The sequence below is a fragment of the Streptomyces sp. NPDC008139 genome (genome assembly GCF_042957025.1).
Taxonomy (GTDB): Bacteria; Actinomycetota; Actinomycetes; order Streptomycetales; family Streptomycetaceae; genus Actinacidiphila.
On sequence record NZ_JBIBHM010000002.1, the window covers coordinates 356,227 to 369,049 of the forward strand.

At 71.2% G+C, this 12,823-nt stretch carries 9 protein-coding genes; 5 read left to right on the forward strand and 4 right to left on the reverse strand.

Going from position 1 to position 12,823, the window contains the following annotated elements:
* The first annotated feature begins 51 nt into the window (after positions 1-51).
* Positions 52-705 carry a TetR family transcriptional regulator gene (locus tag ACFZBB_RS05505; RefSeq protein WP_391118074.1) on the forward strand — a complete coding sequence of 218 codons (654 nt, stop codon included), beginning with the start codon at positions 52-54 and terminating at the stop codon, positions 703-705.
* 32 nt (positions 706-737) lie between these two features.
* Here the strand turns inward: ACFZBB_RS05505 and ACFZBB_RS05510 are convergent, their stop codons facing one another.
* Positions 738-1,148, reverse strand: a complete 411-nt coding sequence (locus ACFZBB_RS05510; protein ID WP_188281148.1) for a Fur family transcriptional regulator — start codon at positions 1,146-1,148, stop codon at positions 738-740.
* Between the two features lie 391 nt (positions 1,149-1,539).
* Between ACFZBB_RS05510 and katG the strand changes: the two genes are divergently transcribed.
* Positions 1,540-3,768, forward strand: coding sequence for a catalase/peroxidase HPI (katG, locus tag ACFZBB_RS05515; protein WP_391118077.1), 2,229 nt, complete (start codon positions 1,540-1,542; stop codon positions 3,766-3,768).
* Positions 3,769-3,926: 158 nt separating this feature from the next.
* Here the strand turns inward: katG and ACFZBB_RS05520 are convergent, their stop codons facing one another.
* Positions 3,927-4,826, reverse strand: a complete 900-nt coding sequence (locus ACFZBB_RS05520) for a phosphotransferase (protein ID WP_391118079.1) — start codon at positions 4,824-4,826, stop codon at positions 3,927-3,929.
* A gap of 287 nt (positions 4,827-5,113) precedes the next feature.
* On the opposite strand from ACFZBB_RS05520, the gene ACFZBB_RS05525 reads away from it, so the two are divergent.
* On the forward strand, positions 5,114-5,599 hold the full coding sequence (locus tag ACFZBB_RS05525) for a TrkA C-terminal domain-containing protein (protein ID WP_391118081.1): 486 nt from the start codon (positions 5,114-5,116) through the stop codon (positions 5,597-5,599).
* 28 nt (positions 5,600-5,627) lie between these two features.
* On the opposite strand, the gene ACFZBB_RS05530 is transcribed toward ACFZBB_RS05525, so the two are convergent.
* Positions 5,628-5,993, reverse strand: coding sequence for a glycosyltransferase (locus ACFZBB_RS05530; protein WP_391118483.1), 366 nt, complete (start codon positions 5,991-5,993; stop codon positions 5,628-5,630).
* A gap of 182 nt (positions 5,994-6,175) precedes the next feature.
* Here ACFZBB_RS05530 and ACFZBB_RS05535 point away from each other — a divergent pair, with 182 nt between their 5' ends.
* Both ACFZBB_RS05535 and ACFZBB_RS05540 read left to right on the forward strand, forming a co-directional pair.
* Positions 6,176-6,961: a hypothetical protein gene (locus tag ACFZBB_RS05535; RefSeq protein WP_391118083.1), complete on the forward strand. Its 786-nt coding sequence runs from the start codon at positions 6,176-6,178 to the stop codon at positions 6,959-6,961.
* Positions 6,962-7,132: 171 nt separating this feature from the next.
* Positions 7,133-10,207, forward strand: a complete 3,075-nt coding sequence (locus ACFZBB_RS05540; protein WP_391118085.1) for an alpha-L-rhamnosidase C-terminal domain-containing protein — start codon at positions 7,133-7,135, stop codon at positions 10,205-10,207.
* 82 nt (positions 10,208-10,289) lie between these two features.
* On the opposite strand, the gene ACFZBB_RS05545 is transcribed toward ACFZBB_RS05540, so the two are convergent.
* Positions 10,290-12,794 carry an ATP-binding cassette domain-containing protein gene (locus ACFZBB_RS05545; RefSeq protein ID WP_391118087.1) on the reverse strand — a complete coding sequence of 835 codons (2,505 nt, stop codon included), beginning with the start codon at positions 12,792-12,794 and terminating at the stop codon, positions 10,290-10,292.
* Positions 12,795-12,823: the final 29 nt, after the last annotated feature.

The window sequence follows — 12,823 nt, forward strand, 5'->3', positions numbered from 1 at the left end:
GCTCGAACAAGTAAACTCTACCGTACCGTTTACTTTTGAGGATGCAAGCCGATGACCGAAGAAGGCGGGCCGCGACAGCGCGGGGAGCAGCGACGGGGCGAGGAGTTGCGGCGCCACATCCTGTTCATGGCCAAGGACGTGTTTCTCGAGGCCGGGTACGAGCGCGCCTCGATGGACGCCGTCGCCGCCCGCGCCGGGACGTCCAAGCGGTCGCTGTACGCGCACTTCGAGAACAAGGAGAAGCTGTTCCTCGCCGTCCTCGGTCTCGTCCGTGAGCTCTACCTCGGCAGGCTGCGCACCCCCGACGCGTACTCCGCCGACCCCGCGGAAGCGGTCACCCTGTTCTGCGGGCGGTTCCTTCAGCTCATGACGTGGGAGTCGCAGGTGCGCACCTGCCGGCTGAGCATCGCCGCCGCCGCGTGGCTGCCCGCCAGTTCCCGTGCGTACTTCGACGCCATCTTCGCCACCACCCACGAACGGCTGGCCGCGTATCTCGCCGAGCACTACGGCATGGGACCCGAGGACGGCGCCGCCCTCGCCGAGGACCTGCTCGGCCGCACCGTGCTGCCGCGCGTCTTCCGCACCCTGCTCAACGTCGAGGACGCGACCACGGGCATGCCGGAGGACGACGCGCTCGCCGCGAGCGTCGACCTGCCCGCCATCCGCCGGGTGGTCGCGACGGCGCTGCCCGCCGCTGAGGGCTGACGGCTACCGGCGTCCGCGCTGAGGTGCGGTCCTCAGGCGCAGGACGGGCACACACCCCGGTAGGTGACCTCGAACGCCGAGACGGTGAAACCGAAGCGCTCCTCGGGCGGCAGGTCGGCCAGCGGGTCGCCGGTCGGGTGTACGTCCCGGATCGTGCCGCAGCGCGAGCACACCAGGTGCTGGTGGGCGTGGTGCGCGTTCGGGTCGTACCGCTTGGCGCGGCCGTCGGTGGAGACCTCGATGACCTCGCCGAGCGCGACCATCTCGCCCAGGGTGTTGTAGACGGTGGCCCGCGAGATCTCCGGCAGCCGCCCGGCCGCCCGGGCGTGCACCTCGTCGGCCGTCAGGTGGACGTGGTCGCCGTCGAGAACCTCGGCGACGACGCGCCGTTGGGAGGTCATCCGCCAGCCGCGTCCGCGCAGCCGCTCCAGCAGGTCACTCATGTCGGTTCACCTATTCAGGTTCGGCGGGATGCCCGAAGTTTACTCATGGGCGTCCGGAGTCTGATGGGATATGAGCTTGGCCCGCTTCTTGACTTGGACACAGTCCATCGTAGGATCGGTTCCGGCGATAACCAAGGGACAGGAAGCCCCCAGTAGGGCAGGAGACGGAGACGTGACGGGACCACCGCCGTGAAGTCGCGCGGCGTCGGCCTGTGGGTGGGGACCGCCCGCGTCGCGGCCACCGCCCGCCCGACCGTGTCCGATGACCCTGGCTCGTCGTTCGACTTGTCGCCCGACGAACCGCGGTCGTCTCCCGGGGCCGAGCGCCCCGACTGTTCCATTTCCCCGCAGTTCCTGAGCACCGTGATCCGCCTGGTCCGGAAGGATTCCCATGTCTGAGAACCATGATGCAATCGTCACTGACGCGAAGGCGGGGGGCGGGGGTGGCTGCCCGGTCGCGCACGGACGCGCGCCGCACCCGACTCAGGGCGGCGGAAACCGCCAGTGGTGGCCCGAGCGGCTCAATTTGAAGATCCTTGCCAAGAACCCCGCCGTGGCCAACCCGCTCGGCGAGGACTTCGACTACGCCGAGGCGTTCAAGACCCTCGACCTCGCGGCGGTCAAGCAGGACATCGCGCAGGTGCTGACCAGCTCCCAGGACTGGTGGCCCGCCGACTTCGGCAACTACGGCCCCTTCATGATCCGTATGGCGTGGCACAGCGCGGGCACGTACCGCATCAGCGACGGCCGCGGCGGCGGTGGCGCGGGCCAGCAGCGCTTCGCCCCGCTCAACAGTTGGCCGGACAACGGCAACCTGGACAAGGCCCGCCGTCTGCTGTGGCCGGTCAAGAAGAAGTACGGCCAGAGCCTGTCCTGGGCCGACCTGATGATCCTCACCGGCAATGTCGCCCTGGAGCAGATGGGCTTCGAGACCTTCGGCTTCGGCGGCGGTCGCGCGGACGTCTGGGAGCCCGACGAGGACGTCTACTGGGGCCCCGAGACCACCTGGCTCGGCGACGAGCGCTACACGGGCGACCGCGAGCTGGAGAACCCGCTCGGCGCCGTCCAGATGGGCCTCATCTACGTCAACCCCGAGGGCCCCAACGGAACGCCCGACCCGCTGGCCGCGGCCCGCGACATCCGTGAGACCTTCCGCCGGATGGCGATGAACGACGAGGAGACCGTCGCGCTGATCGCGGGCGGCCACACCTTCGGCAAGACCCACGGCGCGGGCCCGGCCGACAGCGTCGGCGACGACCCCGAGGCCGCCTCCATCGAGCAGCAGGGCCTCGGCTGGAAGAACAGCTACGGCACCGGCAAGGGCGGCGACGCGATCACCAGCGGTCTCGAGGGGATCTGGACCAACACCCCGACCGCCTGGGACAACAGCTTCTTCGAGATCCTCTTCGGCTACGAGTGGGAGCTGTTCCAGAGCCCCGCGGGCGCCAACCAGTGGCGGCCGAAGGAGGGCGCGGGCGCCGGCACCGTACCGGACGCGCACGACGCGTCGAAGAGCCACGCCCCGACGATGCTCACCACCGACCTCGCGCTGCGGGTCGACCCGGCGTACGAGCAGATCTCGCGGCGCTTCTTCGAGAACCCCGCCGAGTTCGCGGACGCCTTCGCCCGCGCCTGGTACAAGCTGACCCACCGCGACATGGGCCCGGTCGTGCGTTACCTCGGTCCCGAGGTCCCCTCCGAGGTGCTGCTGTGGCAGGACCCGCTGCCCGCCGCCACCCACGAGCCGCTCGACGCCTCCGACATCGCCGCCCTCAAGAGCCAGATCCTCGGCTCCGGGCTGTCGGTGGCCCAGCTCGTCTCCACCGCGTGGGCCTCGGCCTCGTCCTTCCGCGGCAGCGACAAGCGCGGCGGCGCCAACGGCGCGCGTATCCGTCTCCAGCCGCAGATCGGCTGGGAGGTCAACGAGCCCGACCAGTTGGCGACCGTGCTGCGCACCCTGGAAGGTGTCCAGGAGTCCTTCAACGCCGCCCAGAGCGGCGGTAAGGGGATCTCCTTCGCCGACCTGATCGTGCTGGCCGGTGGCGTCGGCGTCGAGCAGGCAGCCAAGGCGGCCGGGTACGACGTCCAGGTGCCGTTCACGCCGGGCCGCGTGGACGCGACCCAGGAGCAGACCGACGTCGAGTCGTTCAGCGCCCTGGATCCGACCGCCGACGGATTCCGCAACTACCTCGGCAAGGCCAACCGGCTGCCCGCCGAGTACCTGCTGATCGACAAGGCGAACCTGCTGAACCTGAGCGCCCCCGAGCTGACCGTCCTCGTCGGCGGCCTGCGCGTCCTGGGCGCCAACTACCAGCAGTCCGCCCTCGGCGCCCTCACCGAGACCCCCGGCACTCTGACCAACGACTTCTACGTCAACCTGCTCGACCTGGGCACGACGTGGAGCGCGACGTCCGAGGACGCGAACACCTTCGAGGGCCGCGACGCCTCCGGTGCGGTCAAGTGGACCGGCACCCGCGCCGACCTGGTCTTCGGCTCGAACTCCGAGCTGCGCGCCCTGGCGGAGGTCTACGCGAGCGACGACGCGAAGGAGAAGTTCGTCAACGACTTCGTCGCGGCGTGGGCCAAGGTCATGGACCTCGACCGGTTCGACCTGGTCTGAGAACGGTGCGTCCGGGGCACCGCGTGAGGACGCCTGACCGCGTCTGACGCACATCCCGGCCACGACGTCCGGGGCGGCTCGCAAAAGCCGCCCCGGACGTCGCCGTCCGCTGGGCCCTTTCGGCCGCCGGGTGCCCGGGCGCCCAGCGGCCCAGGGGCTCAGTCCTGGGCGAGCACCGCGCGGATCACATGCCGGGCGTTACGCGCCATGGTCGGATTCGTCTCGCGGTAGTACGGAAGCGCGTTCACCGCCTGGGAGAGCGCCCGGCCCCGCCCGCGCCTCCACGTCGCGTCATCGACGCCGAGCGCGCCGCGTAGGACCTCCCGCGCGTCGGGCGGCAGCAGATTCCACGCGGGGAACAGGTCACAGGCCGGATCGCCCACGCCCGCGCACCCGAAGTCGATCACCGCGGTCAACCGGCCCCCCGACACCAGCAGATTGCCCGGCATCAGATCGGAGTGCACCCACACCGGCGGCCCGTCCCAGACGGGCGCGCGCAGGGCGTCCTCCCACACGGCGGTCAGGCCGTCGCAGTCGACGCCCTCCTGTGGAATCCCGCGCAGTCGCGCGATCGCCGACCGGGTCGACCCGTCGTGGTGGGCGAGCGGTTCGCCGCGATAGGCGGCCGGGGGGTCCGGCAGTGTGACGTCCCGCATCGCCCGCACGAACCCCGCGATGTCCTCCGCCAGGCGTACGGGTTCGCTCAGCGCCCCCGCCTCGGGCGGCTCGCCGTCCAGCCACCGGTACACCGACCACGGCCACGGATACCCCCGCGCGGGCTCCCCGGCGCCGAGGACTTCGGGGACGGCCGCGGGCAGCAGGGGCGCGAGCCGCGGCAGCCACTCCTGCTCCAGCGCGACGTCCCCGGCCCCGCCGGCCACGAGCGGCAGACGGACCACCATGTCGTCGCCCAGCCGGTACATCGCGTTGACCGTGCCGCCGGACGGGAACCGCCGCACGCCGAGCCCCGCCCACCGGGGGAACTGCCCGGCGACCAGCCGCCGTACGAGGTCGGCGTCGATGGGGTGCAGGTCAGGATGCATGGGTGGGGTGGTCATGGGGCGTCATACGACCTCGCGGCGGCGGCTCCCGTCAACCACTTTTCCCCCCATCGCCGGCCCGCAGTGCGGGCACCCCGCCGGGGGCCGGCGAGGGGTGCCCGATCCCGCCCCCGCAATCCATTTGCCATTCCTTTACTATGGCTCGGTCGGTCCGCCCGCGACCCTGGTGGGAGCCGCGGTCGCCGCCGACCCGGCGAACGCGCCGCGCCGCCCGACCGCCCGACCAACACCGGTCGGCCCGGACGCCGTTCACACGACACGTCCCGTCCCCCTTGGAGCACGCAATGCAGCACACCGTCCACGCGCGCAAGACCCCGCTTCCTGGGGTGGGCATCCGCTACGACGTGTCCACCGACGCCGGTCGGCACCTGTCGGTGGTCGTGCACCACGACGGGCGGCGCACCCTGGCGTTCCACGACCCGGAGGACGACGACGCCTGCAAGGACGCCGTGGTCCTGGAGCCGCACGAAGTGAGCGCGCTCGCCGAACTGCTCCCGCCCGACCCGGTCGCGCACCTGCGTCAGCACTTCGAGATCGACCTGGTCACCGAGCACATCACGGTGAGCAAACGGTCGCCGTACGCGGGCCGCACGCTCGGCGAGACGCAGGCCCGTACCCGTACCGGCGCCTCGATCGTCGCCGTGCTCCGCCGGACGGCCGCCGTGCCGTCGCCCACCCCCGACTTCCGCTTCGCGGTCGGCGACATCCTTGTCGTCGTCGGCACCCGCGAAGGTGTGGACGCCGTCGCCGAACTGATCACAGGAGGATAGAAGCCTGTGCACGACACGACCGACATGCTCATCGAGCGCCGGTGGCCGCGGCTGTCGGCAGCCCGGTGATGCACGGCACGGCCATGCCGACCTTGGGGTCGGTGAGGTGCCGGAGCAGGACGGGGACGGTCTCCGGGGGGAGCACGATGTCGGAGTCCACGAAGACCGCATAGGGGTGCGGACCAGCCGCAGCGTTGCGGGCCGCGGCCGGGCCCCTGTTCCAGCACGACCAGTTGGGCGCCGTGCTTGGCGGCGGTGTCCTCGATGTCGTCGGCGTGCCGCGATCCGTCGTCCACGACGACGCGCTGGCCGGGCCCGATGCTGGTGAGCAGCCGGTCGAGTCGCGCGGCCCGCTCGTGCACGGGCACGACGAAGGTGTGGCGCGGGTCGGGATTCTGCGGCAGGTCGCGGACGACCGGGTACGCCATGCCGTTGTCGAGCAGCCGGTCGGCGAGGACGCCGCTCGCCGCGTCCCGGGCGCGCACCGTACGGTCGTCGGCCGGCAGCGGGCGGGCGCGAGGTGTCAGCCGGACAAGCCGGGTGGGGAAGCCGCCGAGCAGGGCACCGTCGCCGTCGATGACGCGGGTGTGGCGGTTGAGCGCGACCACGAGCCCGGCGGGCAGCCGCGCCTTCCCGCCGGGCACGCCCGTGCCGCTCCTGCCGTCCGGAGTGCCGGTGCCGCCCTTGCCGTCCGGCGCACCCGTACCGCCGTCGCCCTCCGGTGTGCTCCCCGCCGGTGCCGCGCTCATTCGGCCACCGTCCCGTCCACCGGTTCGGCGTCGACCAGTCGGCCGCGGGTTTCGCGGACTCTTCGGGGATCAGCCGGGTGGCCGTGGTGACCATGTACGTCATCGCCTTCTCTCCTTCTTCGGCGGACGCCCCCGCCGGGTCGCCGAGGACCCCGGGCGGCGCGACTGCCAGCACGCCGGCCGCGACCAGGTCGGGCATGAGCTCAACCGCTTCCCGGCCAGCGTCGTCCAGGACCACCGGCTGCGGATGTCCCTGCTGCTGAACGTGCCGACGCTGGTCGCGCACTCCACGCTGCGGTACGCCGCCTGGCGGCAGGCCATCGCCGAGTACGCCGCCCGCAGGCTCGGGGTGGACGAGGACGACATGCGGCCGCAGGTGATCGCCCGGGCGGCGCTGGCCGCCTCGCTGTCGGCCTACGAGCAGTGGCTCAAGGACGAGGACGCGGATCTGCCGGCCCTGGTGGGCTCGGCCTTCGACATCCTGGGCGAGACCTTCTCCGGCGAAGGGTGTTGTGCCGGGCTGCGGCAAGGGTGTTGTGCCGGACTCGGATCAAGGGTGTCGAGCCGGTCTCCGGCGAAGGATGTCGTGTCGGGCCTCGGTCACGGGTGTTGAGCATGCCCACGGCCAACCGCCGGGCGCCTGGCCGCCGTTGGCGTGAAAGCACCGCCTGCCGCACGCGCCATTGACCGGGGGGACGCCAGTCAATAACGTCGCCGACGGTGCAATGGAATGAATCGTTTCACTGCACATGGTCCCCCACTGGACCTCCTCCAGGAGCCCACCATGAGCACCGAACGGCACACCCGTACGCGCCGCCGCCGCACCACAGCGGCCCTCGGCTGCGTACTCGCCCTCCTCGGCTGGGCGTCCGCCCGGCCCGCCACCGCCGCACCCGCCACCGCCGCACCCGTCACGCCCGCGGCGGCGAGCGCCGCCACGCCGTGGCCCGCGGCCCCCGACTGGCAGAGCTATGTGCAGACACCGTCGAGCGCGACGGTGTGCCCGACCGCCGTGGTGAGCACGTCAGGCACCGTCTCCGGCGCGCAGAATCTCCTCTGCGGCGCCTCGGGCACCGCCACCTTGACCCTGGCCGCGGGCGGCGCCACCCCCACGATCGTGCTCGACTACGGCAGGATCACCGGCGGCGTGCCGTACTTCGACGTCACCGCGCAGTCCGGCTCGCCGACCCTCCAGGCGGGCTACAGCCAGTCCCGGCAGTACCTCACCGCGACCGGCGACACCGCCGTCCCGTGGGCCGAGGGCGACCCCGCCCGCCACGACGCGTACACCGTGACCGGCCCCGGCACGATCACCAACAAGTACGAGCAGGGCGGCCAGCGCTACGAGCAGATCACCCTCACCTCGCCCGGCACGCTCACCCTCGGCGGCGCGGGACTGCGCTACACCGCCGACCGCACCGGAGCCGACGGCTACCAGGGCTACTTCGTCTCCAGCTCCGACGAGCTGAACAAGATCTGGTACGACGGCGCGTACACCGCGCAGCTCGACTCCGTGCCGACCGGCTCACTGCCCGGGAACTGGCGGGTGAGCGGGGGAGTCCTCGACGACTTCGGCGGCAACGCCGGGCTGCTCAAGCAGGGTGCGTCCTGGAGCGACTACACGACCACCTTCGAGACCAGGATCGTCTCCAACCAGGCCGGCTGGCTCGTCCGCGGTCAGGACGCCGACAACGGCTACGCGTTCATCCTCAACGCCTCGAACGACACTGCGGGCACCCCGAACACGCTCCAGGAATTCGACCTGCACGACGGCACGTACACCAGCGTCGGCACCGCACCGCTGCCCGACAGCCTGGCGCCGGGCACCTGGCACACCGTCACCACCACGACCTCGGGCACCACGGTGACGGTCTCCGTCGACCAGAAGAAGATCACCACGGTCAACTCCGCGGCCTTCCCCGCGGGGACCCGCGCCTACCCGACCGGGACCGTGGGCTTCCGCGAATTCAACGGCGAGGAAGCCGAGTTCCGCAATCTCAGCGTGGTCAGCAGCGCCGGTGCCACCCTCTACAGCAACCCGCTCAGCAGCCCCTCGGCGCTGGCGGACTTCACCGTTCCCGGCACCAACGCGCTGCCGTCCATCCTCGACGGCGCCACCCGCGACCGCGCCATCTGGAGCGGCGACCTCAACATCGAGGGCCCCACGACGTACTACTCCGTCGGCAACACCTCTTACCTCAAGGGCTCGTTGCAACTCCTCGGCAGCTACCAGCTCTCCAGCGGCTTCGTCGCCGGAGCCGAGCCGCCGCAGACGCCCCTGCACACCGGCGCCCCGATCCAGGGGACCACCGGCAGCTACTCCGCCTCTTACTCCATCTACTGGGTGCTCGGCCTGGGCGCGTACTACCTCTACACGGGGGACACCGCCTTCATCCAGCAGGAGTGGCCGATCGTCAAAAGCCAACTGGCCTGGAACGCGACGCGGTTGGACGGCAACGGGCTGCTCACCACCGCCAGTGACGACGGCGCCGACTGGGACTTCTACGACGGCGACAAGACCGGCGAGGTCACCGCGTACAACCTGCTCTACTACAAGGCGCTGCTCGACGGCGCCCAACTCGCCACCGGGGCGGGCCAGAGCGCGCAGGCCGCCGCGTACACCCAGCAGGCCGCGGCGCTGAAGTCGGCCATCAACGCGCATCTGTTCAACAGCTCCACCGGGCTCTACCTCACCAGCAGCACCCAGACCGGCAGCGTCGCGCAGGACGCCAACGCGCTCGCCGTCCTCTACGGTGTGGCGCCCGCCGACCGGCAGGCCGCCATCCTGGCGTCGCTCAAGTCCATGCTGTGGACCAGCCCTTACGGCCCGGTGCCGTTCTCCGCGGACTCCGGCAACAGGGCACTGGTCAGCCCCTTCGTCAGCGGATACGAGCTCCAGGCGCGGCTGGCGAACAACGACACGGCAGGCGCTCAGCAACTGCTCAGCAACGTCTGGGGCCACATGATCACCGCCGGCGGATTCGCGGGCGCCACCATGTGGGAGAACGTCTCCGCCGCCGACGGCTCACCCGGCCTCGGCGCCAACACCAGCCTGGCGCACGGCTGGTCCACCGCCCCGACCGGCGCCCTGTCCGGCTACGTCCTCGGCATCCAGCCGACGTCCCCCGGCTACGGCACCTGGTCCGTGCAGCCGCACCCCGGCGACCTCGCCTGGGCCGAGGGGCGGGCGCCGACACCGCACGGCGCCGTCCAGGTGTCGTGGGCCGGACAGGGCGGCGTCAACGCGTTCGCGATGAGCGTGACCGCGCCCTCCGGCACCAGCGGAACGATCGCCGTCCCGACGTACGGCAACGCCCACCCCGTGGTGGCCGTCAACGGCCAAGTGGTCTGGAACAACGGCTCGTTCAGCGGTGCCACCGGAATCGGCGGCGCGCACCAGGACGGCGGATACGTCTACCTCACCGGCGTCCAGCCCGGCACCTACCTGGTCGCCGCGAATCCGGGCGGGGTCGCCCCGCCGACCGGCTTCACCCTGTGCGCCCAGCAGAACGCGACCTGCTCCTTCACCGGCACCCGCACGGTGGCCTACGGCGCCAACGGCGTCTACAGCTACCGCACGGTCACCGGCGGCGCCGCCTGCGACGACACCGCCCTCACCGACGCCGACTTCGGCTTCGTGAAGTCCTGCTACACCGGTCCGGTCACCAACGGCCCCAGCGGATCGGCCTATTGCGCACCCGAGGACGGCCTGTGCGCCTTCAGCGGGACGCGCACCGTCGCCTACGGGGCGAACGGCACCTTCACCACCAAGTCGCTGTCCGGCGGGACCTCCTGCTCCAACGCGGTGTTCCCTGATCCCGTGATCGGCACGGTCAAGGCGTGCTACCTGATGCCCTGACCGGACCCGGCACGACAGCGGACCCGCCACGACAGCGGGCGCCCGACCCGTTCCGGCAGGTCGGGCGTCCGCGACGGGTACGTCAGGCGCCGACGTACGCCGCGAGGTGTTCCCCGGTGAGGGTCGAGGCGTCCGCGACCAGGTCGGCGGGGGTGCCCTCGAAGACGACCCGGCCGCCGTGGTGACCCGCGCCGGGGCCCAGGTCGATGATCCAATCGGCGTGCGCCATCACCGCCTGATGGTGCTCGATGACGACGACGGACTTGCCGGAGTCGACCAACCGGTCGAGCAGGCCCAGTAGTTGCTCCACATCGGCGAGGTGCAGGCCGGTGGTCGGTTCGTCCAGCACATACACACCGCCCTTGTCCGACATGTGCGTGGCCAGCTTCAGCCGCTGCCGCTCGCCACCGGACAGCGTGGTGAGCGGCTGGCCGATGCCCAGATAGCCCAGGCCCACATCGGCCAGGCGCCGCAGGACGGCGTGCGCCGCGGGGGTGTGCGCCTCGCCGCCACCGAAGAACTCCTCGGCCTCGGCCACCGACATCGCCAGCACCTCGCTGATGTCGCGCCCGCCGAAGCGGTAGTCGAGCACCGACGCCTCGAACCGCTTCCCCTCGCACTCCTCGCACGTGGTCGCGACCCCGGCCATCATCCCCAGGTCGGTGTACACGACGCCCGCGCCGTTGCACGTCGGGCAGGCGCCCTCGGAGTTGGCGCTGAACAGCGCGGGCTTCACCCCGTTGGCCTTCGCGAACGCCTTGCGGATCGGGTCGAGCAGCCCGGTGTACGTCGCCGGGTTGGAGCGCCGCGAGCCGCGGATCGCGCCCTGGTCGATCGACACCACCGCCGTACCGTCAGCGCCCTTGACCTGCGCGCTCTTGACCAGTGAGCCGTGGATGAGCGAGCTCTTGCCGGAGCCCGCGACACCGGTCACGACGACCAGCACACCGAGGGGGACGTCGACGTCGACACCGCGCAGATTGTTCGTGGTCGCGCCGCGGATCTCCAGCGCGCCGGCCGGTTCGCGGACCGTCTTCTTGAGCGAGGACCGGTCGTCGAAGTGCCGCCCGGTGAGCGTGCCGCTGGTCCGCAGCCCGTCGAGGTCGCCCTCGAAGCAGACCGCGCCGCCCGCCGTACCGGCGCCGGGCCCCAGGTCGACCACATGGTCGGCGATGGTGATCGTCTCCGGCTTGTGCTCCACGACGAGCACCGTGTTGCCCTTGTCCCGCAGCCGCAGCAGCAGGTCGTTCATCCGCTGGATGTCGTGCGGGTGCAGGCCGGCGGTCGGCTCGTCGAAGACGTACGTGATGTCGGTGAGCGCCGACCCGAGGTGCCGGATCATCTTCACGCGCTGCGCCTCGCCGCCGGACAGTGTGCCCGCCGGCCGGTCGAGCGCGAGATAGCCGAGGCCGATCTCCACGAACGAGTCGAGGGTCTGGAGCAGCGCGGTCAGCAGCGGGGCGACCGAGGGCTCCTTCAGCTCGCGGACCCACTCCGCCAGGTCACTGATCTGCATCGCGCAGGCGTCGGCGATGCTGATCCGCTTGATCTTCGAGGACCTGGCGCCCTCGCTGAGCCGGGTGCCGTCGCACTCGGGACAGGTGGCGAAGGCCACCGCCCGCTCCACGAACGCCCGGATGTGCGGCTGCATCGCCTCCTTGTCCTTGGAGAGCATCGACTTCTGGATCCGGGGGATCAGCCCCTCGTACGTCATGTTGATGCCCGCGATCTTCATCCTGGTCGGCTCGCGGTGCAGGAAGTCGTGCAGCTCCCTCTTGGTGTACTTGCGGATCGGCTTGTCCGGGTCGACGAAGCCGGACTCCTTGTACAGCCGCATGTTCCAGCCGTCCGAGCCGTAGCCGGGGATGGTGATCGCGCCTTCGGAGAGCGACTTCGTGTCGTCGTAGAGCTGTGCGAGGTCGATGTCGGAGACCGTGCCCCGGCCCTCGCAGCGCGTGCACATGCCGCCGGTCCGGTGGAATGTCGCCTTCACCGCCGTCTTCGAGCCGCGCTCGACGGTGATCGCGCCGCTGGCGCTGACCGAGGGGACGTTGAACGCGTACGCGCCGGGCGGGCCGATGTGCGGCTTGCCGAGGCGGCTGAAGAGGATCCGCAGCATCGCGTTCGCGTCGGTGGCGGTGCCGACCGTCGACCGCGGGTCGGCGCCCATCCGCTGCTGGTCGACGGTGATCACCGTGGTCAGCCCGTCCAGCACGTCGACGTCGGGGCGTGCCGTGGTCGGCATGAAGCCCTGCACGAAGGCGCTGTAGGTCTCATTGATCAGCCGCTGCGACTCGGCGGCGATCGTGCTGAACACCAGCGAGCTCTTGCCCGAGCCGGAGACCCCCGTGAACACCGTCAGACGGCGCTTGGGGATCTCGATGCTGACGTCCTTGAGATTGTTCACCCGCGCACCGTGCACACGGATCAGGTCGTGGCTGTCGGCCGGAGGCACCGCGGACGCCAGGGTCGTCCTGGCGCTTGCGGCGGCCTCGGCCGCGCCGGCGGGTGCGGCGGTCCTGGCAGGCTTGGCGGTTTTGGTGGTTGCCGCGGCTGTCGGCCTGGCCGTCTTCTTCGCCGTGCTCATCGTCTCTCCATGACGTCAGGTCGACCGGC

What these genes read in the sequence shown, in the direction of transcription:
- ACFZBB_RS05505 (WP_391118074.1), top strand. Translation starts at nt 52, where the DNA reads ATGACCGAAGAAGGCGGGCCGCGACAGCGCGGGGAGCAGCGACGGGGC.
- ACFZBB_RS05510 (WP_188281148.1), bottom strand. Translation starts at nt 1,148, where the DNA reads ATGAGTGACCTGCTGGAGCGGCTGCGCGGACGCGGCTGGCGGATGACC.
- katG (WP_391118077.1), top strand. Translation starts at nt 1,540, where the DNA reads ATGTCTGAGAACCATGATGCAATCGTCACTGACGCGAAGGCGGGGGGC.
- ACFZBB_RS05520 (WP_391118079.1), bottom strand. Translation starts at nt 4,826, where the DNA reads ATGACCACCCCACCCATGCATCCTGACCTGCACCCCATCGACGCCGAC.
- ACFZBB_RS05525 (WP_391118081.1), top strand. Translation starts at nt 5,114, where the DNA reads ATGCAGCACACCGTCCACGCGCGCAAGACCCCGCTTCCTGGGGTGGGC.
- ACFZBB_RS05535 (WP_391118083.1), top strand. Translation starts at nt 6,176, where the DNA reads ATGACGCGGGTGTGGCGGTTGAGCGCGACCACGAGCCCGGCGGGCAGC.
- ACFZBB_RS05540 (WP_391118085.1), top strand. Translation starts at nt 7,133, where the DNA reads ATGAGCACCGAACGGCACACCCGTACGCGCCGCCGCCGCACCACAGCG.
- ACFZBB_RS05545 (WP_391118087.1), bottom strand. Translation starts at nt 12,794, where the DNA reads ATGAGCACGGCGAAGAAGACGGCCAGGCCGACAGCCGCGGCAACCACC.